The organism is Candidatus Nanopelagicales bacterium, from assembly GCA_018003655.1.
Classification (GTDB): Bacteria; Actinomycetota; Actinomycetes; order S36-B12; family UBA10799; genus JAGNDY01.
This window is the reverse complement of the sequence record JAGNDY010000014.1, coordinates 13,742-33,215: the sequence shown is the minus strand read 5'-3', so window position 1 is coordinate 33,215 and position 19,474 is coordinate 13,742. Positions and strand designations below refer to the sequence as shown.

General features: G+C 63.7%; 23 protein-coding genes and 1 tRNA gene. 20 read left to right on the top strand and 4 right to left on the bottom strand.

Translation table 11 applies throughout. The features are described 5' to 3' along the window. From eno to KAZ48_03980, 13 genes are all read left to right on the top strand, one after another. Window positions 1-182: phosphopyruvate hydratase (eno, locus tag KAZ48_04040; GenBank protein MBP7971948.1), on the top strand; the 182-nt coding region annotated here is incomplete at its 5' end. 15 nt (window positions 183-197) lie between these two features. Beyond that, a complete protein-coding gene (locus tag KAZ48_04035) occupies window positions 198-755 on the top strand; it encodes a septum formation initiator family protein (GenBank protein ID MBP7971947.1) in 558 nt (185 codons plus the stop codon). Continuing rightward, window positions 748-1,266, top strand: coding sequence for a DUF501 domain-containing protein (locus KAZ48_04030; GenBank protein MBP7971946.1), 519 nt, complete (start codon window positions 748-750; stop codon window positions 1,264-1,266). The genes KAZ48_04035 and KAZ48_04030 overlap by 8 nt, the downstream gene beginning before the upstream one ends. A gap of 30 nt (window positions 1,267-1,296) precedes the next feature. Continuing rightward, window positions 1,297-2,232, top strand: coding sequence for a Ppx/GppA family phosphatase (locus KAZ48_04025; protein MBP7971945.1), 936 nt, complete (start codon window positions 1,297-1,299; stop codon window positions 2,230-2,232). Window positions 2,233-2,271: 39 nt separating this feature from the next. Continuing rightward, window positions 2,272-2,790: a hypothetical protein gene (locus KAZ48_04020; GenBank protein MBP7971944.1), complete on the top strand. Its 519-nt coding sequence runs from the start codon at window positions 2,272-2,274 to the stop codon at window positions 2,788-2,790. A gap of 12 nt (window positions 2,791-2,802) precedes the next feature. Further along, window positions 2,803-3,348: a peptide deformylase gene (locus KAZ48_04015; protein ID MBP7971943.1), complete on the top strand. Its 546-nt coding sequence runs from the start codon at window positions 2,803-2,805 to the stop codon at window positions 3,346-3,348. Window positions 3,349-3,407: 59 nt separating this feature from the next. After that, a tRNA-Leu gene (locus KAZ48_04010) sits at window positions 3,408-3,489 on the top strand. Window positions 3,490-3,671: 182 nt separating this feature from the next. Then, window positions 3,672-4,574: a Bax inhibitor-1/YccA family protein gene (locus tag KAZ48_04005; GenBank protein MBP7971942.1), complete on the top strand. Its 903-nt coding sequence runs from the start codon at window positions 3,672-3,674 to the stop codon at window positions 4,572-4,574. Window positions 4,575-4,600: 26 nt separating this feature from the next. Further along, window positions 4,601-5,695, top strand: coding sequence for an SGNH/GDSL hydrolase family protein (locus KAZ48_04000; GenBank protein MBP7971941.1), 1,095 nt, complete (start codon window positions 4,601-4,603; stop codon window positions 5,693-5,695). A 50-nt stretch (window positions 5,696-5,745) separates the two neighbouring features. Further along, window positions 5,746-6,129, top strand: coding sequence for a hypothetical protein (locus KAZ48_03995; GenBank protein ID MBP7971940.1), 384 nt, complete (start codon window positions 5,746-5,748; stop codon window positions 6,127-6,129). A gap of 46 nt (window positions 6,130-6,175) precedes the next feature. Next, window positions 6,176-6,607 carry a VOC family protein gene (locus KAZ48_03990; GenBank protein MBP7971939.1) on the top strand — a complete coding sequence of 144 codons (432 nt, stop codon included), beginning with the start codon at window positions 6,176-6,178 and terminating at the stop codon, window positions 6,605-6,607. 91 nt (window positions 6,608-6,698) lie between these two features. After that, on the top strand, window positions 6,699-6,971 hold the full coding sequence (locus KAZ48_03985; GenBank protein MBP7971938.1) for a hypothetical protein: 273 nt from the start codon (window positions 6,699-6,701) through the stop codon (window positions 6,969-6,971). Window positions 6,972-7,007: 36 nt separating this feature from the next. Next, entirely contained in the window at window positions 7,008-7,667 is a 660-nt protein-coding gene (locus KAZ48_03980; protein ID MBP7971937.1) for a GAP family protein, read from the top strand. 74 nt (window positions 7,668-7,741) lie between these two features. Here KAZ48_03980 and KAZ48_03975 read toward each other — a convergent pair whose 3' ends face one another. Next, the gene (locus KAZ48_03975) at window positions 7,742-7,891 is read right to left on the bottom strand and encodes a hypothetical protein (GenBank protein MBP7971936.1); all 150 of its coding nucleotides are present in this window, start codon (window positions 7,889-7,891) and stop codon (window positions 7,742-7,744) included. A 250-nt stretch (window positions 7,892-8,141) separates the two neighbouring features. Between KAZ48_03975 and KAZ48_03970 the strand changes: the two genes are divergently transcribed. The 4 genes from KAZ48_03970 (at window position 8,142) to KAZ48_03955 (ending at window position 11,179) form a co-directional block, all read left to right on the top strand. Continuing rightward, on the top strand, window positions 8,142-8,588 hold the full coding sequence (locus tag KAZ48_03970; protein ID MBP7971935.1) for a DUF1211 domain-containing protein: 447 nt from the start codon (window positions 8,142-8,144) through the stop codon (window positions 8,586-8,588). 110 nt (window positions 8,589-8,698) lie between these two features. Further along, window positions 8,699-9,175 (top strand): hypothetical protein, encoded by a 477-nt coding sequence (locus tag KAZ48_03965; protein MBP7971934.1) that lies wholly within the window; start codon window positions 8,699-8,701, stop codon window positions 9,173-9,175. Between the two features lie 172 nt (window positions 9,176-9,347). Then, on the top strand, window positions 9,348-10,835 hold the full coding sequence (locus tag KAZ48_03960) for a hypothetical protein (protein MBP7971933.1): 1,488 nt from the start codon (window positions 9,348-9,350) through the stop codon (window positions 10,833-10,835). Between the two features lie 35 nt (window positions 10,836-10,870). After that, window positions 10,871-11,179, top strand: coding sequence for a DUF2200 domain-containing protein (locus KAZ48_03955; protein MBP7971932.1), 309 nt, complete (start codon window positions 10,871-10,873; stop codon window positions 11,177-11,179). A gap of 402 nt (window positions 11,180-11,581) precedes the next feature. On the opposite strand, the gene KAZ48_03950 is transcribed toward KAZ48_03955, so the two are convergent. Both KAZ48_03950 and msrA read right to left on the bottom strand, forming a co-directional pair. Then, window positions 11,582-13,096, bottom strand: coding sequence for an FAD-dependent oxidoreductase (locus KAZ48_03950; GenBank protein ID MBP7971931.1), 1,515 nt, complete (start codon window positions 13,094-13,096; stop codon window positions 11,582-11,584). A 90-nt stretch (window positions 13,097-13,186) separates the two neighbouring features. Continuing rightward, window positions 13,187-13,846: a peptide-methionine (S)-S-oxide reductase MsrA gene (gene msrA / locus KAZ48_03945; GenBank protein MBP7971930.1), complete on the bottom strand. Its 660-nt coding sequence runs from the start codon at window positions 13,844-13,846 to the stop codon at window positions 13,187-13,189. Window positions 13,847-14,088: 242 nt separating this feature from the next. Between msrA and KAZ48_03940 the strand changes: the two genes are divergently transcribed. Next, window positions 14,089-15,447: an MFS transporter gene (locus KAZ48_03940; protein MBP7971929.1), complete on the top strand. Its 1,359-nt coding sequence runs from the start codon at window positions 14,089-14,091 to the stop codon at window positions 15,445-15,447. 69 nt (window positions 15,448-15,516) lie between these two features. On the opposite strand, the gene KAZ48_03935 is transcribed toward KAZ48_03940, so the two are convergent. Continuing rightward, window positions 15,517-16,992, bottom strand: coding sequence for an amidase (locus KAZ48_03935; GenBank protein MBP7971928.1), 1,476 nt, complete (start codon window positions 16,990-16,992; stop codon window positions 15,517-15,519). Between KAZ48_03935 and KAZ48_03930 the strand changes: the two genes are divergently transcribed. Together KAZ48_03930 and KAZ48_03925 are read left to right on the top strand one after the other, a co-directional pair. After that, window positions 16,991-17,998: an ROK family protein gene (locus KAZ48_03930; protein ID MBP7971927.1), complete on the top strand. Its 1,008-nt coding sequence runs from the start codon at window positions 16,991-16,993 to the stop codon at window positions 17,996-17,998. The two genes, KAZ48_03935 and KAZ48_03930, sit on opposite strands and share 2 nt — an antisense overlap. Beyond that, complete coding sequence (locus tag KAZ48_03925; protein MBP7971926.1) at window positions 17,991-19,439, top strand: cytochrome P450; 1,449 nt, start codon at window positions 17,991-17,993, stop codon at window positions 19,437-19,439. The genes KAZ48_03930 and KAZ48_03925 overlap by 8 nt, the downstream gene beginning before the upstream one ends. Window positions 19,440-19,474: the final 35 nt, after the last annotated feature.

Here is a 19,474-nt window from a genome sequence, read left to right as displayed (position 1 = left end):
AGACCGAAGACACGACCATCGCCGACCTGGCCGTCGCCACGGATTGCGGCCAGATCAAGTCGGGCGCACCGGCACGATCCGAGCGGGTTGCCAAGTACAACCAGTTGCTGCGTATCGAGGAGGAACTGGACGATGCGGCGCGCTACTCCGGCGCGTCGGCATTCCCTCGACTGCGTCTGTGAGCGACCCTAGTTCCTATGCTCGGAATCAACCGGTCGCGCAAGTCTCAGCGCGCGGGGTCACCGCCAGCGGAGCCCCGGCCGCCGGAGCCGCAGCCAGCGGAGTCGGCAGGTTCACCGGCTGCGGGGGTTGATTCAGGCCAATCGGCTGGCACAACCCGTCGCCGACTCGACGGCAGCAGATCCGCCGGAACAAGGCGCGCATTCGTCTCGGCGAGAACGGCCATCATGATCGCCATTGGGGTCACCGCCGTGATCCTGCTAGCCCTCCCAATGCGCGAGTACCTGCGCCAGCATTCGGAGATCAGTGCAGCGGAGGCCCAACTCTCCGAGCAACAGCAGCGGGTGGATGATCTGCAACGGCGGGTTGATCAGTGGAGCAACGATGACTACGTCCGCGGACAAGCCCGCGAACGGCTGCACTTCTTGCTTCCAGGCGAGGTCGGCTACGTTGTGATCGGTCCAAATGGCGGCACTGACGAGTTGTCCGAGCAGGCGCCAAAGGCGGAAGAACCCAAGGGTCCTTGGTACGGCAAGCTGTGGAACAGCGTCCGAGCCGCGGATCGGAATGAGTGACCCGCGCGACGTCACCGCCGACGACCTGCTTCACCTGGAACGCCAACTGGGCAGAGCCCCGCGAGGTGTTCGAGCGATTCCGGCTCGCTGTCCCTGTGGTTGGCCCGCGTTGGTCGAGACCGAACCGCGCCTGCCCGACGGCACACCCTTCCCCACGTTCTGGTACCTGACCTGTCGGCGACTCAACGCCGTCCTGTCGACGTTGGAGTCGGAGGGTTTGATGCGTCGCATGCAGGACCGATTGGTCGACGATGCCGCCCTGCGGGATCGGTACCGCGCCGCTCACCAGCACTACCTGGCGGCTCGCGACTCAGTGGCGCGGGTCGAGGAGATCGCCGACTACTCCGCCGGCGGGATGCCCGATCGCGTCAAATGCCTGCACGCATTGGTGGCACACTCGCTCGCAGCAGGGCCAGGGATCAACCCGTTTGGTGATGAAGCGCTCGCAGTAGTCGGGCAGCGGGGCGCGTGGCCACATGAGGGACCGTGCGTGACGGAGGACCCGGCGTGATGGAGGACTCGGCGTGACGGAGGACCCAGCGTGACCAGAGTCGCGGCGATCGATTGCGGAACCAATTCCATCCGGTTGCTGGTCGCCGATATCGACGTGACTGGCACGACCTTGACCGATGTGGTGCGGACCATGCAAATCGTTCGCCTCGGTGAGGGCGTGGATAGGACCGGGGTCTTGTCCGAGGGGGCGCTGGAGCGGACGTTTGCAGCCTGCGACCAGTACGCGCGTGCTATAGCGGAGGCGGGGGTGCAACGGACCCGGTTTGTGGCGACCTCGGCAACCCGCGACGCCGCCAATCGGCAGGTGTTCTTCGATGGGGTTCGGCAACGACTCGGAGTCGAACCCCAAGTCATCTCCGGTGACACCGAGGCGCGGCTGTCGTTCATCGGATCTACCCGGGCACTCGGCGACAGGATCACCGCCGAGCCCGTGCTCGTCGTTGACATCGGCGGTGGGTCGACGGAGTTCGTGCTCGGCCGAGTGTCCGGCGAGGTGCTGGCTGCCCACAGTGTCGATGTCGGCTGTGTGCGGATGACCGAACGACGCTTGCGTTCCGATCCGCCGACCAGTGACGAGATTGATGCCGCCACTGCCGACATCGATGCGGCCATTGCGCGAGCGGGTGAGGAAGTTGAGCTGGCAGCCGCTCAGACCCTGGTGGGCCTCGCAGGCTCGGTGACCACCCTGTCGGCCATCGCCATGGATCTTGACCGATACGACGCCGACGCCACCCACGGATCGTGGCTCTCACGAGCCGATGTTGAGACCCTGACAGGGCAACTGCTGAGGCAGACACATGAGCAACGGGCCGCGATCCCGGTGATGCACCCTGGGCGGGTAGATGTCATCGGTGGCGGTGCGCTGGTCCTCGATCGAATCCTGGCGGCAACTGGACTACCAGCGGTACTGGTCAGTGAGCACGACATCCTCGACGGCATCGCGTGGAGTCTGGTCGAGGACTAGCGCTGGCCGGACTCCCAACCCGCAAGTACGCTGGCGGCCATGGGCAGCTTTGCGATCTCCGTCGTAGGCCACGATCGGCCGGGCATCATCGCCGGCGTCACCGGTGCATTGGCCGAACCCGGCGGCAATATCGAGGACTCATCAATGACGCTCCTACGCGGCCACTTTGCGTGGATGCTGATCGTCAAAGTCGACAAAAGCGCTGAGGAACTCGATGCCACGGTTTCGCCCCTACGGCGGCCGGACCTTGCGATCTCGGTGTTGGAACTACCCGTCGAGTCCGGTGATCAGGTCAACGATTCGGTGCCCTACTGGTTGACCGTCCACGGCGCGGATCGGCCGGGCATCGTCTCGGCTATCACTGGGGAGATCGCGGCCGTCGGCGGAAACCTGACCAACCTCTCCACCCGCTTGGCCGGGGATCTCTACGTTGTTGGAGCTGACGTGGATCTGCCGCAGGACGTCGATGCCGCAGCGTTGCAGGCCAAGCTGACTACTGTCGCTGATGCACTCGGGGTCACGGCTAGCCTGCGTGCCGCTGACAGCGACCTTCTGTAGATCTGCCCACCGATGACCCATGCTGCCTCGTTAGTTGTCCCCGACCTGCCAGTCGGCCGGGTACTGCCCGCTGTGCTGGCTCCCCATGGCGTCCTAAGCACGCCGTGCGCCGAGGTGGATCCGCGAGATCCGCAGGTCATCCAGCTGGCAGCAGATTTGCTGGCAACCATGGCCGTTTCGCCCGGCTGTGTTGGGCTCGCGGCCAACCAGGTCGGAGTCGGGGTCAAGGCGTTTTGCCTCGATGTCAGCGATCACCCCAAGACCAAGCTCTGCCACGGCCGGTTCGTGCTGCTCAACGCGGTGATCGAGGAGGCTTCGCGCAACGAGAAGTCCCGCGAGGGCTGCTTGTCCGTCCCCGACTTCACCGGTGATGTGAAGCGTGCGACGCGACTGACTGTGCGCGGGGTGTTTCCAGTGACAGGTGACGAGGTTGTCATCATGACGGACGGCTTCGAAGCTCGCGCCTTGCAACACGAGATCGACCACACTGATGGCCTGCTCTTCCTCGACCGTGTCGCGGGAGCCCACGCCATCCACGCCCGTACGACCTACCTCTGAGTCCAGCGCCTGCGGTGAACGGGGCGGCTGGTCTCGGCTTCGTGGCACGATGGGCCCGCGCCCAGGTGGTGGAACAGGCAGACACGCTCGGCTTAAACCCGAGTGACTTCGGTCGTACGGGTTCAAGTCCCGTCCTGGGCACTCAGCTACGCCAACGGTTCGGCGAACCGGCACTGGTCATTGCTGTGTTTACGGACGCGCGCTACCGGGAAACTGCCTGTGGCATAGCCCATATCTGCTCGTAGCGACGTGACGGGTATTACGACACGTGAGGTATCGTAATTCCACGTTTGGAAAGCAACACTGTTGGCTGGGAGGCCTCGATGGAATCGCGCAATCCGATCATCCGCAGGGCGGAGAAGGATTACCAAGAAGGTGGACCGGGCTTTGCGGCAGTGACGCCCGCCGGAGCTGCGAACCAAGCGGCCACTCCCCATGCAACAGGTGGCCCGGGCACCCCGCCACCAGGCACCCCGCCACCGGGAACCCCGGCGACGGCGGAACAGTTGCAGCAGATGTACGCGGCTCCGGCTGTTGCTGGTGCGACCGGCACCGCGATGACACTGACAGACGTGGTCATGAAGTCGGCGATGACCTTCGGCGTGATCCTCGTCGGCGCTGTCTTCGGCTGGTTCACCGCCACCTCGCTGCCGTTCGTATGGATCGGTGCCGCGCTGGTGGCATTCGCTATCGCAATGGTCAACATCTTCAAGAAGCAGATCAGCCCCGCGTTGGTCCTGGCTTACGCGATCTTCGAAGGTGTTTTCCTCGGCGGTATCAGCTACTGGTACCAGCAGATCGGCGAACAGAACGGCTACGGAAACCTCGTCCTGACGGCTGTCATCGCGACCTTCGTGGTGTTCGCGACGATGCTCACGCTCTACACCAAGCGGATCATCCGGGTCACCAACAAGTTCAAGAAGGTCCTTTTCATCTCGATGATTTCCTATCTCGGGTTTGCCGTTATCAGCCTGATCGCTGGCCTGTTCGGCGTCGGTGACGGGTGGGGCTTCTTCGGGGTTGGACCACTTGGGCTGGTCTTCTCGGGCATCGTGGTCGTCCTCGCGGCGTTCGTGCTCACCCTCGATTTCGATGCCATCGAACAAGGCATCCAGTACGGCGTGCCAGAGCGCGAATCGTGGCGGATGGCCTTCGGCCTGATGGTCACACTCGTCTGGCTCTACCTGGAGATCCTGCGCTTCCTGGCAATCCTGACGCGCAACTAGGCGCATTTGTCGATTGACTCCCAGCTATGAGCCGTATCAACTCGGCCCGACGGATTGCCGCTACTGCCGCCTATGGCGGTAGCGGCCTCGTTGGGGTAGGTGCCGCAGCCGCTGGCGTCCTCGTTGCCGAGGGAATGCTGGCTCGTCGAACGATCGGCTTGCGGACCCAATCCGCCCCGTATGCCGACGGCTACTACGGCCCAAAGCGCACGGGAACCTCACTGCGATTCGCAGTGCTCGGCGACTCCAGCGCAGCCGGCTTCGGGGCATCCTCTCCGCTGGCGACGCTGGGTGCCCTCATCGCGCAGGGTCTGGTTGAGGCCGCCGATCGTCCCGTTCGCTACGTCAACATGTCCAGCGTCGGTGCGCGCAGTGCGGACCTCGATGCTCAAGTCACGCGTGCTTTGATCATCCGGCCGCATATTGTGGTGATCCTGGTTGGCGGCAATGACGTCACTCACCTGACCAAACCGCAGACCGCCGTGAGTCAACTTGAGGATGCTGTTGGGCGCCTGACCGATTCCGGTGCCGAGGTTGTGGTCGGCACCTGCCCAGACATCGGCACAATAAAGCCCATCCGACAGCCGCTGCGGTGGGTGGCACGGAGGTTGTCGCGGCAGTTGGCGGCAGCTCAAACCATCGGGGTGGTCGAGGCTGGCGGACGTTCAGTGTCGCTGGGCAACTTGCTCGGTCCGGACTTCGACGCCTATCCCGAACGGATGTTCGCGTACGACCGCTTCCACCCGTCCGACCACGGGTATGCCATGGCCGCCCAGGTGCTACTCCCGTCGGTGCTGGACTCACTGGGACTGGCGACACGTGCCGAGCAGGTGCCCGACGCGCGGCTCGGCGACACGGTTCTGCCTGTCGCGACTGCGGCAGTTGAGGCTGCGGACACTGTCGGCACGGAGGTTGCCGCGACTCGGGTGCCCGGCGAGGCTGTGCGTCAGCGGGGCCGCTGGGCGCAGATGCGTCACCGGATTCGCCACCCCATACCTCGCCCGGAGAAGCCAGCGCCACTGTCGGAGGAACCGGCTGCCGACACCACCGAAGGTGCCCGCAGCGAGCAGGCCGCCCTGCCCGTCAACGGGGTTGCGGCCATCGCCGCCGGTCCCAAATGAACAGCCACGCGGCTGGCATCAGAGCAACGGACGGCGACCCGGATGGATTGTTGACAGACTTCTCCGGCCAACTGAGTCGGACCGTTGAGCTACTTCGGACCACGGCTTTGGCTCGCCTTTCGCTGGCCGACGACGAGGGACTGACGCCAACGTCGAGGGCGCACGCGCTCAGCCAGTACCTAGTCGATCTGGCGTGGGGGTTGAGCCCGGATTCCTTCCCTGCAAACGGGGCAGGGGGCAGTCTCGCCGAACCGCCGCCCGCCCCCGAGGTCCGTTCCCACGGGGCGGGCGCTCAACTTGCCGTCGTCGGCCGCGAACTCCTGTTGGCGGCGAAGGCTCAACTGATCACCGCCGACGGTGACCGTCAGGAACGCATTCAGGCAGCGTTGACGGATGCATCGCAGGCTTGTATCGCGTTGCGTCGAGCTCTCTGAGTAGGGTCTGACGGATACCAGGTCTGGCACCGGCAAGGAGCGAGCTATGGCACGAGTGAGCACGTACTTGAACTTCCCGCGAAACACCGAAGAGGCCTTTGTGTTCTACCGCGAAGTCTTCGGTACTGGATTTGTCGGCGAGATCAACAGGATGGGCGATGTGCCAATGCCCGAAGGCCAACCTCCGCTGGCAGACGGAGACAAGAACTTGGTCATGCACGTTGAACTCCCGATCCTTGGCGGCCACGTTTTGATGGGAACCGATGCCCCGGAGTCGATGGGCATGAGCCTCACATTCGGTAATAACGTGAATATCAACCTCGAACCGGATACCCGTGCGGAGGTCGATGACCTGTTCGCGAAGCTGTCGGCTGGCGGCTCGGTGGAGGTACCACCGTCGGAGATGTTTTGGGGCGGGTACTTCGCGTCCTGTACCGACAGGTTCGGCGTGAAGTGGATGTTCAACAGTCCGGAGTAGTTCGGCTGGGGCCGTCCGAGGGGTCACTCACTCACTCCGCGCTCCAACTGGGTCAGTTGCGGCATCGTCGGAGGAATAGCAGAATCCTGTCGTGGCCAAGTACAACGACCTTGCAGCCTGCGACATCACCAGTGGGCGAGTCGACCCGCGGTCCTATGACGAGCTAGACCGCGCCTGGCACGCGATTGGCCTGGGGGCGCCAGCTCGACGTGCCTTGGTCAACGCCGACCTGATGTCGATGGAAGACCTGAGCCGCGTCACCGAGAAACACGTTGTGGGTCTGCACGGAATGGGTAAGTCCACTCTGAAGCGCCTCGTAGCCGCTATGGCTGACGCAGGCGTGACCTTCGCCAGCGCTGATTGAGGCGCGTAGGCAGGGTGACGCCGTACCCTGGCAATCGTGTTCGACCTGTTCACCGAGGTGCTTCCGATCGCCATTGCGATCGCCCTGTCGCCATTCCCGATCATTCCCACGGTGCTGCTCCTGCTGACGCCGAGTGCCCGCGCGAACTCACTGAGCTTCTTGGCTGGCTGGGCCGCAGGCATTTTCGTTGCGACGTGGGTATTCGTGGTGCTTGCCTCGGTGATCGAGGGCTTTGAGTACCCACCAGTCTGGGCCTCGTGGACCAGAATCGTGCTTGGGTTGCTCCTGGTTGGTTTCGGCGGTTGGCAATGGGTGCGACGCGGTAACCAGAAGGAGTCCCCTGCCTGGATGCAATCGATTGATTCGATGGGACCGGGCGGTGCGGCACGACTGGGGCTGGTGCTGTCGGCCGCCAACCCGAAGGTCCTCTTGCTCGCGGCAGTGGGCGGGCTCGCGATCGGCAACGACTACGCCGAGTTCGCGACTATCACCCTGGTCGTGTTCCTGTTCACCGCCGTGGCCGTGAGCACGGTTGCCACACCTGTTGTTGGGTACCTCGTCGTGGGTGAAAGGGCGCTGGGCCCTCTGCGTTCGGCAAAGAACTGGTTGGAGCCGAACAGCGCTGTGGTGATGGCGGTAGTCATTGCCGCCATTGGTGTGCTTTTGGTAGTCAAGGGTGCATCTGCGCTGGGATAACGATGGAGGCGCCACGGCGCCGCCGCTGGGGTCCTACCCCCCAGCGGCGGCGCTGACTCGTGACCTCAGCCCGCCTACGATTTATTGCCGATGAATCGTCCACTTGGACCGATGACCAAGCCCACCACGATCAGCACGATGCCGAATATGATCTGCCCCTGGATCAGCACGACGACGCCGACCACCAACAGAATTGCTGCCAGTATCCACAGAAGTGTTGACATGAGATCTCCCTCCTAGTCACGCCTGTTCCTGATCACACTGTGCCGCAGGCCGCTGGTGCGGCTAAAGTGCTGAATTGCCCCGAATTTGGGTCCGAAGTCCTCCCTCGGGACGAATCGCGGCGGTGATGGCGGTAGTCACTGCCGCTATTGGGGTGCTGTTGGTAGTCGAGGGCGCCTCGGCGCTGGGACAAAGCGAAAGGTGCGCCCGACCGTTGGACCGCGGTAAGTAACCGCCGTGGGAGACGCCGGAATGACCACGAGTTCTTGGACGCGGAGGTTTCACCCGCGCGAAGGCGACGCCACCGGTTTCGACCGGGTCATCTTTTTCTACGATGCGGTCTTCGCAATTGCGTTGACCCTCATGGCCGTCGAAATCGGCATCCCGGAGATCGAGGACGGCAGCTCCACCTCGCAACTTTTCGACGCCATCCTGCACAAGTCACCCCAGTTGGCTGCGTTCGTGGTCGGCTTCGTTTGGGTCGCGATCTACTGGCGCGCGAATCACGGTTTCACTGGCACATTGCGGGGGATGAACGGCCGCCACGTCATCGCGGTGTTGGTCTACCTGGGCTTTGTCGCTTTCTTGCCATTTCCCGCTGGACTGCTCGGGGAGTACGGCGGCAACGCGGTCGCGGTGTCGTTCTTCGCGATCGGCCGCCTCATGCCCGCTACGGCGCCGGGAACCGGGGCGAAGTAGCCCACGCTGGTGGGACATGAAAGAACCTCTTCTGGGTACCGAAAAATTCGTGTCGCTTTGGGGTGCCGACGTGCTGCAAACCGCCGCGGCGGTTCGCTAACCTGCCCGCCATGGGAGTTCTTTTCATGTCACTGTTCGTGGCGCTCGCGTGGTTATTGCCCCTCTTCGGCGTGGGAGGAATGGGCGCTCCTGCGGATGCGGGCTACGCATTGAATGCGATGCATTGGATGCTCGCTCTACCGGTCGGCGGGACGTTCATCGTCAACGGATTCATGCACACGTTTTTGGCGAAGAAGACCGCCGCGATGATCGGTTGGCAGACCAACGGCTTTCAGTACGAAATCGGCTTTGTGAGCTATGGGATCGGTATCGCCGGAATCGTCGCATCGGCCACCTCCGAGACGATGGCGTGGCTCGTGGTTTCGATCATCGTGTCAGTGTTTCTGCTCGGTGCAGCGGCCAACCACATTGTGGAGATGTTTCGCGACAAGAACTTCAAGCCCGGCAATTCGGTGATTCTGATTTACGACATTGGCCTTCCCGCGTCGCTGATCATCCTGCTGATTGCGAATGGCGTGATCTTCTAGTCGTCAGGTTCACTGACGTCCGCAGTTTCCGACAGGCGGCCCGCCACCCGACCAGTTCGCAGTGACGGTTGGTCCTTATGGGTCATGACCGCCCGCTCGCGATCCAACGGGAATAGGGTCTGATCGATACGCAGGTGCGCGATCGTGACATATCCACGCGAAGGTGGCCAGGTTGTCCAACGTTGGTGTTGTATTCCCAGTCGATGAATCAGGGCGACGCAGTTCGTTGGCGGTGAATCAAGCGATCTGGGCTGACGCGGTTCGCGAGATTGACCCCGAGTTGTCCCACCGGATTGAACTGAGCGAAGCATGGCGTAGTGACTACGCGGGCTTCGCGCACGAGATCACCGCGCTGTGCGCCAGCTCGGCGGAGGTTGCCCAAACGGTGGCAGCGGCGGGGTTGGCGTCGGCGCGCGATCATCTGGTTTTCGAGCGCGACAGTGATGTGACGAGCCTGGATGACTTCGCTGACGCGGAGCCGACCTTCGAGTTCCAGACTGAAACGATTCGAGGGTCCGCACTGCCGTTGGAAGAGATCGTGCTTCCGTACCGGGGGACCAACTTGCGCTCGGATGCTCTCCGACGCCAGCTGGCCGACTGGGTCGCCCGGGGAATCATCGAACCGTCCGCATCCTCAGCAATCAATCTCGTCATGGAAAACCCGGCGTGGCTCCGGTTGGCCGGCCAACGGGTCGCCGTCCTGGGCGCGGGTGCCCAGACGAGCCCGCTGTCCACTCTGTTGTCCTGGGGTGTTGAGACGATCGCCGTCGACCTTCCGCGCACGGAGGTGTGGGAACGGATCATGGCAACGGCCGCCAAAGGTGCAGGGACGGTGCACTTGCCGGTCCAGGTGGACGCGGAAGGGACACTTCCGCAGCGAGCCGGAGCAAATGTCATCGAAGAACTACCGGAGTTGACCAGCTGGTTGTCGGGCTTCGCCGATCAGCCGCTTGTGCTGGGCGTTTACATCTATGCCGATGGTGCGCTTCACGTGCAAGCGACGTTGGCAGCCGACGTGCTTGGCACGACGCTCACCGAGCAAGGTCAGCAAGTCAGCATGGCCTACGCCGGGACGCCCAGTGACTGCTTCCTGGTATCAACCGACGCGGTGAATGACAGCAACGACCGCCGTCGTTCGCGGCGCTCACGTCTTGTCGAGTTGCCGGTTCGGGCACTGACACTTGGCAAGCTGTACGCGCCGGCCTATGAGGAGCTACTGCATAGCGCCGAGGGCGACGACGTGGGAATCGTGGACGCGATCGTCACCCAGCAGGGCCCGAACTACTCGCTGGCCAAGCGGTTGCAGCGGTGGCGGACGATTGACTCGTGGCGCCAGGGCAAGTCAGCTTCGTTCAATGTGGCGCCGCCAACCTGGACCGTTTCGGTCACCAAGAACCGCATCCTCGCGGCCGGCTACTACGGTGCCCGCGCTGCGGGTCTTGAGGTGTTCGAGCCAGACACGATGAGTGTCTTGATGACGGCGCTGCTGGTCCACGACCTGAACGTCGATACGCCGACTGAACACCCTGAACTCGGTCTGACCCGGGACGGGATCCACGGCGGCTATTGGCGCGTCCCGTACGACATCAGATCGACGCTGCTATACACCGGGCTGGTCGGCATCCCCGCCGCCTACGCCCCGACCCTGCGCTTCCGCTAGCTATGAGCAGGATCTTCAACGCAAGCTTCGCTTCCGTGTATCCCCTCTATGTGTCGAAAGTGGAGAAGAAGGGGCGCACGCAGGCCGAGTTGGATCTGGTGATCGAGTGGCTTACCGGATTCAACCAATCAGAATTGAGTGCGCACCTTGCCGCGGGCACAACGTTCGAAGACTTCTTCGCCGATGCACGGTTGAACCCAAACTCCTTCCTGATCACTGGCGTGGTGTGTGGAGTGCGCGTCGAAGAAGTCGACGATCCCCTGATGCAGAAGATCCGCTACCTGGACAAGCTGGTAGATGAACTCGCCAAGGGACGGCCAATGGACAAAGTCCTGCGGGTATGACGCTGCACGGATCTCATCTCGGCTCGGCGCACCTTGGCCTTGTGTCCCGCCGAACCGAGTCCCCCATTGCCGACGGATTCCGCGAGCACCACAAACTTCGAAGAGAACGGAATTGGGGACTCAAACTCGAATCCCGGGGGCAACTCCACGAAAAGAGGTAACTCCAACAGCGGGAGCAACTCGAACTCGGGCGGTGGTAGTAGTTCCAAGGGCCCATCGACGAACACCAAGACGCCGTACTCAACCGATGAGCCCACGTACACCGCTGATCCCAACAAGAGCTCCAAGCCGATCCAGCCCGAATACAGCACAGATCGCTAGGAGCACTAGTCATTCGATGACCGCCTGAGTCCGCTGCGGGCAGGCCCGACCAACCGTCGAGCGCTGCCGCATGTTTCAGGTCTAGGGCTCGTTGCGTTCGAGGTCGGTAGTTGCCGGTCCTTGCAATACCTGGCCGCTGGATGCGAACCGTGATCCGTGCAGTGGGCAGTCCCACGTGCGTTCGGCGGGATTCCAGTTGAGAATTCCGCCTAAGTGGCTGCATACCCCGGAGACGGCACATTCGCGGCCATCTTCGTCGCGCGAGACCGCCACCGGACGACCACGTCGACGTGTGACGCGTCCCTCGCCAGCTTCGGGAGAGTCGTGGCCGCGCATCGCGTCAGCCCAACCTCCGAGCATGTGCATGCCGACGTTGGCGTTGGCGCCGATGAGATTAGTAGCGCCGGAAATGGGTAGCCGGGTGGGCGAGTACGCACTAGCCCACCGTGGCGTCGTCGAGTCCAGAATGTGCGACCGGAGTAGTTCACCGCCAGCCGCGGCGTTGGTGAAGCCCCACTTGTTGAAACCGGTCGCCACCAAGGTGCTGCTGGGACCTGGGTGAATCGGTCCGACGAACGGGCGCAGGTCGCCCGTGGTGAAGTCGTTGGCGCTGAATCGATTCACCTCCTCGACTAGGCCGAAATGCCGGTCGGTCCACGTGGCTAGATCTTCGTAGCGGGTTCGTGTGTCACCGCCTTGGCCGGTCTTGTGCCCTTCTCCGCCCACGAGCAGCAGTCGCCGGTCGCCGATGAGCGCGGTGCGCAACGACCGAGTCGGCCCATCGGCGGAGAGATACATGCCATCGGGTGGCAGCTGTTCGACCTCACAGGCGATCACGTAGGACGACATCGGTTCAGTGCGAGCGAAGAAGAGCCCTCGGTCCAAGAACGGTAGGCCCGTTGCAACGATGAACCATCGGCACGCAATGTCGCCCCAACTGGTGTGCACGGTTGCTCCGTGGCCACCATCCTTGACGCCAGTGGCACGTGGTCCGCTGATTAATGTGCCGCCACTGGCCTTGAATTGTGCGACCAGTCCGTCGACGAATCGAACCGGATCGAATTGCCCCTGATCGGCCACCCTGATTGCTGCCTGGGTGGAGTAGGGCAGGTCAAGTGCTATCCGACTAGCGGCGATCCCCGCAGTAGTGAAAGCGCGGACCTCCTCATCGATCAGCTGACTGTTCTCCGCGCTCGTCACGTAGGTCATCGCCGGTTGGCGTTCCCAACCGCAGTCGATTCCACTGGTCTTGATCTGATCGGCGATCCAATCGAGACCGTATTGATTCGCGTCCAGGTAGTTCCGTGCAGTGACTTCGCCGTCGAGTCGGGCGATCCGGTGAGCGTGGAGTTCGTGCAAGAGCGTGACTTTCGCCGAACTGTGACCGGTGGTTCCCGCTGCTGGACCGATCGCGTCTACTACAACGACAGCTAGTCCGGCTGCGGACAGTTGCACCGCGGCGCACATGCCAGCGATACCAGCGCCCGCGATCACTACGTCAGCCCGCGGCGGCAAAGCTGCTTCGGTTGGAACCGGATGGGCCGGGTTCCAAACAGAAGGTGTGCCCGCAAACCGAGCCGAGTGGGTATCAGTCATGGTGTCCTCCACATTCGGAATCTGGAAGGGTACTCGAACATCAATCATGCCCGTCTCGCGGCGTTGTGCGCTGGCGGATCGGTTTCTGAGCTACGCCGACAGGGCGGGGAGGGTGATCCCGGTGCTGGAGTGGCAGTCGTAACCGTGGGGCACCTTGTAGAGGTACTGCTGGTGGTAGTCCTCGGCGTAGTAGAACGGCAGACCATCGGCGGGGGCGATCTGCGTCGTGATCGGGTCGAAGCCCCGATCGGCGAGCACCTTCGCGTAGGCATCGCGGGTTGACTCGATCAGTTCGCGCTGGTCGTCGGTGGTGTAGAAGATAGCGCTGCGGTACTGGGTGCCGACGTCGTTTCCCTGCTGATACATCTGGGTTGGGTCGTGGTTCTCCCAGAAGACCTTGAGTAGCTCGTAGGTCGAAATCTCGGATGGTTCGTATGCGATCATCACCGTCTCGGTGTGACCAGTGCGCGCCGTGCAGGTCTCCTCGTAGGTGGGGTACGTGGAGAACCCACCCTGGTAACCCACCGCCGTTGAGACCACACCGGGGAGTTGCCAGAACTTTCGCTCCGAACCCCAAAAGCAACCCATCGCGACGTACAGGACCTCGGTCGTATCACTCCACGGGCCGCGCAAGGGGGTGCCCAGGACAGCGTGTGTCGTCGGCACCTCGTAGAGATAGTCGTCGTGTCCTGGGAGGGCCTCGTCGGGCTCGACCATCCGTCGCTTTGCTGTACCGAAAATCCAACTCATGTGAACACTTTGTGCTCCCAACTGCCTGAGCGCAAGTCCGTTACCCGCCTCACTTCCGGGCGGGCGGTGAGCGGCTCGCATGGCGGCTCTCGCGCCGGGCCACTGAGCCGTCTGCACCTGCGGTGCCCTGCAACAAGTCCAAGTCCCGGCGCATGGTCGAATGACCCGTGCGATTTGTGGAAGTGGGCGACGCTGTTCTGCCGGATCCTGCAACCATCGGACAGTCGACGGTGGCCTAGCCGATGAGCAAGTTCGCTGGCGCGCTGCGGCGCACCCCATGGCTTGCCGGCCTCCCGCGCGAGGTTTCGGTACTGGCCGCGATCGCCTTCTGCGTTGCGTTGGGATTTGGAATTGTCGCCCCAGCGATTCCTGTGTTCGCCAAAACCTTCGGCGTCACAGCGTTCCTGGCGGGCGCGGTTGTCAGCGTGTTCGCGTTCATGCGGCTCATTACGGCGCCTGGCGCCGGTGCGCTGGTCAACCGGATCGGCGAGCGAGCGGTGTTGTCGGCCGGCCTGTTGGTGGTAGCGGTGTCGTCGCTGCTCGCTGGCTTTGCCAATACCTACACCCAGTTGCTCCTGCTGCGCGGTGTCGGTGGGATCGGTTCGGCGGCGTTCACCGTGTCCGCTATGGCGCTTCTGCTGCGCACGGCTGGCCCGGAGCAGCGTGGCCGTGCGGCCGGTGCGTTCCAGGCTGGCTTTCTGTTCGGCGGTATTGCTGGCCCTGCGGTGGGTGGTCTGGTCGTTGGCATCTCCATCCGTGCGCCGTTCTTCGTCTACGCCGCGACATTGCTACTTGCCACAGCCGTCGCACTGTTATTTCTTCGCTCCCCGGCGCAGATCGCGGCCGCAGATGTTGCTCGTGGAGATACCGACACAGCCGAGGCGATCGATCCGGTCGCGGCGCGCGCTGCCGAGCTGGCGCCCGACGACGTAGTGGCTGTCGGGGCGCCGAACAACGAGACTCCGAACAACCAGGCACCGGCAGCACACCCGACAACCCTCGGTCGTGCCCTGCGCAACGGCGGCTACCGCGCCGCACTCGTGGTCAACCTCTCCAATGGCTTCGTCTCCTTCGGCATCCGCACGTCGCTGGTCCCGCTGTTCGTCGTCGAGTCACTCGGTAGGGGTCCTGGACTCGCGGGCGTCGGATTCCTGGTGGCCGCGCTCACGCAGGGGATCGCGCTGCTGCCTGCCGGTCGGCTCGCTGATCACCGAGGCCGTCGACCGGCCATGATTATTGGGACGCTGACCTCAGCTATCGGTTTGGTGGCGCTGACTCTGGCGGGCGAACCTGCTCTCTTCTTGGTGAGTATGGCCATCGTCGGCATTGGTACCGCATTCCTCGGGTCCGCTCCCGCCGCAGTGGTTGGCGATGTCATTGGACCGAACCGTGGTGGCATCGTGGTGGCGACCTTCCAGATGATCGCCGACGTTGGTTCGATCGCCGGTCCACTCCTAGCGGGTCTGATCGCCGATCAAGCGGGATACCACTGGGCCTTCGCTACGGCTTTGGCCGTCATGGCGGTCGCACTACTCTTTGCCGTCCTCATGCCGGAGACGAAGGCGCGCGACGAGCAATTGTCTGCAGCAAGCCCAAACTGACCTACCCGTGAGAACTGTGCCGACGCCACCGCCGACGACCCCGGCTTTCCCGACCGTGGCGTCGCGATGCTAGTCCGTGGGGTCGGGCTGACCGCCGTAACCGGGGGCGACCAGCGACCACGGCCGGACCGATTCCAACTGCGCGGCGACGGCCAAGAGAAGTTGCTCACGGCCGCGACGAGCGACGATCTGCACAGCCAGTGGAGTGCGCGTCCGCGGGTGCAGCTTTCCGGTCGGCACGACGATGGCCGGGAAGCCGACTTGATTCCATGGCGCGGCAAATGGAGTCCACGGGACGGTTCCCTGCAGCGTCCGCAGAAGCGATCCGTCAGACCATTCCCGGGCCCGGATGGGTGGCTGTGCGAGAGCCGGGGTGACCAGCAGGTCGTAGGCGCTCAGGAACTGTTGCGCCGCCTCGGTGAAGGCTCTTGCGGGGCTCTCGTCCACCAGTGTTGTTCTGCCCAACAGGTTGCCGAGCCGGGCCTGCGCCCGGACGCGCCGCTCGATCGCGGTGGGGTCATCGGCCGCGCGTACAGCCTGGTCCGCAACCGCGAACCATCGAGCAATGACCGAAAGGGAGGCGCGCGTCGAGTAGTCCGGGTCTGCTGAGCGAACCTCGTTACCTGCCCGGGCGAGCAAGGTCGCGGCCGAACTCAGCGCTCGTTGGTAGGCATCATCGACACGCACTCCGGTGACCGCGGACTTCTGCGAGACGGCGATCACGAGCCTGGCAGTGGGCAATGTGGTGTCAGCCAAACCGGCGTCCTCTGCTATGACCGACATGCCCAGTGCCACGTCGGCGACTGTGCTCGCCAGCACCCCGTGTTCCAGCATCCCGAACCAGTCGGGCCCGTCCAAGGCGCGGGGAACTAACCCCGGCCCGGGCTTCATGCCGACCAAGCCACAAGCAGCCGCCGGGATACGGACGCTGCCGAGGGCATCGGTGCCGTGTGCGAGCGGCACCATTCCTGCTGCCACCGCCGCTGCGGCGCCACCACTGGAACCACCGGCAGTCAGTTGTGGATTCCACGGATTGCGGGTAATAACACCGGGACGGTCGGTCGCGGAATAGAGCGAGAACTGTGGCATCCGAGTAGTACCGACGATGATCGCTCCGGCCGCCCGCAACCGAGCGACCACGGGATGATCCGACGATGACCGTTGCTCTCCCGCAGCAGGTGACTCGTCCGGCCCTGGCTGATCGCTGACCTGCAGGCTCTCCTTGATCGCCACTGGGACACCGGCCAGCGGAAGCTGCGAAAGCTCGGGGTGATGCGTCAGAGCTGCCGCCTCCGCGCGCGCCGACGCGTCACGAACGCGTGCAAACGCGTTCAGAGCGCCGTCCCGCTCGGAGATTCGACGCAGGGCTTCGTCGGTGACTGCTCTGGGACTGATGTGACCAGCGCGGACAGCTGCGGCGATCCCAGTTGCTGTCCACGCAACATCGGACCCGGCCCAAGGCACCGAGCTGAAAGCAGCGGTAGTACTCATACCGTGATCCTGCCGCTCGGCGTAGTGGGTGTCGCGAGCAGGTGCTATCGGCATGTCTGCGCGGCAGGATGGGGACATGACAATGAGCGCGTTTGAAGTGACCGACCCATCCCTACCGGTGCTGGCGTTGGACATTGGTGGCACCAAAATGGCTGCCGGACTGGTCACCAGTGACGGAGACGTGCTTGCCGTCGAGCGCACGCCGTCGCCGGCCCGCGGAAGCGCGGAGGAGATGTACGGCGCACTTACTGGGCTGTGCGATTCACTGTTCGCAGCCACGGGTCAGCAGGAGGTCGCTGGGGTTGGAGTTGGCTGTGCCGGGCCGATGGTCTGGCCCGACGGTGTGGTGTCGCCGGTGAACATTCCAGGGTGGCGCGGCTATCCGTTGCGCCGCAACCTCGCAAAGCGTTTCCCCGGTGTCCCGGTGCGGATTCACAACGACGCCATCGCAATGGCTGCCGCCGAGCACTGGATGGGTGCCGCGGCCGGTTACGCCAATGCCTTGGGAATGGTCGTGTCGACGGGGGTGGGTGGTGGCCTCATCATCGATGACCGAATAGTCAACGGCGGACTCGGCAACGCCGGCCATATCGGACATGTTGTGGTCAACCCAGAAGGCCCGGCCTGCGGGTGCGGTGGTCGTGGCTGCCTGGAGGCCATTGCCCGTGGGCCAGCAACTGCGGCCTGGGCGGTGGAGCAGGGGTGGACCCCGCGTCGAGCCGATGCGCCAGCCGACGCCAAGACGCTGGCCGAGGATGCCAGGAACGGCGATCCGATCGGGATCGCCGCGTATCGCCGAGCGGGTGAGGCCGTCGGGATCGCCCTGGCATCGGTCGCGGCGTTGCTCGACCTGGACGTCGCGGTCATCGGAGGCGGATTGGTGCAAAGTGGTGACCTGCTGATGGTTCCCATGCGGCACGCTTTCGAGGAGCATGCTGGTATGGCTTTTGTTCAGCGAATGACGATCGTGCCGGCCGTGTTGGATCAACTCGCCGGGGTGGTGGGAGCCGCTGCACTGGTCGTCCGGGGCGATGCGTACTGGACGCAACCTGATGCGTGACGTCGAACTTCCCACACGCGACGGACAGCCCTACGATCTGGACTTCCGGTTCCGGATGGCCCTCGGCGCCGTCGATGCCGCCAAGGTCAGCCAACCCAAGGATGTCCCGCGGCCACCGGGTCCGAACGGCCGGGCGATCGTCCTCAACGCGCTGACTCGGCGCCGGTCGATGGCAAACTCGATGGTTGATGTCGCGACGCAATTCCCACGAATCGCGCACACCAAACTCCGTGGTGAAGACACCTACATCCTCACGCACCCGGAGACGATTCTGGCGGTCATGCAGACGCACGGTCGCGACACCAGCAAGGGCCGTGGGTTGCAGGTCGCCAAGGTGATACTGGGCGACGGACTGCTGACCAGCGAAGGGGAGGATCACCTGCGCGCGCGCCGGATGATTCAGCCGGCTTTTCACAAGTCGCGAATCGCCAGCTACGCCCAGGACATGGTTGGCAGTGCTGTCATTCACGAGCAGAAGTGGCATTACGGCAAGACGATTGAGGTCGTCGGCGACATGTCGTCGTTGACGCTGGCGATCGTCGGCAAGGCGCTATTCGGATCCGATCTCTCCGGTGATGCCAGTGAGGTCAGCGAGGCACTGTCGGCAGTGCTGGAGCGCTTCCAATTCCTAATGCTGCCTGGCGCCCGAACCACCTTCCGACTCCCCATCAAACGCAACCGCGATCTGCGCGAAGCCGTGGATCGGCTGGACATGCTGGTGCAGCGACTGATCACGGAACACCGAGCAGCGGGAGACAACGGTGACCTCTTGAGCATGATGATCGCGGCGCAGGAGGACGGCTTCGCAATGGACGACGCGCAACTTCGGGATGAGGCCATGACCATGGTCCTGGCGGGGCACGAGACCACAGCCATGGCGTTGTCGTGGACCTGGTATCTGCTCGCCCGTAACCCCAGCGCGACCCAGCGGCTCCATGCGGAACTCGACGAGGTGCTCGCGGGTCGGACCCCGACCTTCGACGATTTTGCCGCGCTGCCGTTCACGACCGCGTGCGTTGCTGAGTCAATGCGGCTGTATCCGCCGGCCTGGATGATTGGCCGTCGGGCTTTGACCGACATTCAGGTGGACGAGTGGACCATTCCGGAAGGCTCGTTGATCCTCGCTTCGGCATTCGCGATGCACCGCGATCCGCGCTTCTGGCCCGCCTCGTTGGGTTACCAACCGCAGCGTTGGCTTACTGCCGAGGGGCGGTTCAGCGAGTCGGCACCTGGTGCCCCGCGCGGTGCCTGGTTCCCCTTCGGCTTCAGCAACCGACGTTGCATCGGTGACCAATTCGCCTGGACCGAGGCCGTGCTGGTTTTGGCCACCCTGGCCAGCAAATGGCGACTGGAACTGACGCCGGGAACCGTCGCGACGGCTGCTCCGGCCATCACGTTGCGACCAGGCGGCGGCATCTCCATGGTCACTCACCAGCGCTGATCGCGAGGCCGCAGGCGGGACAATCGGCGACGACA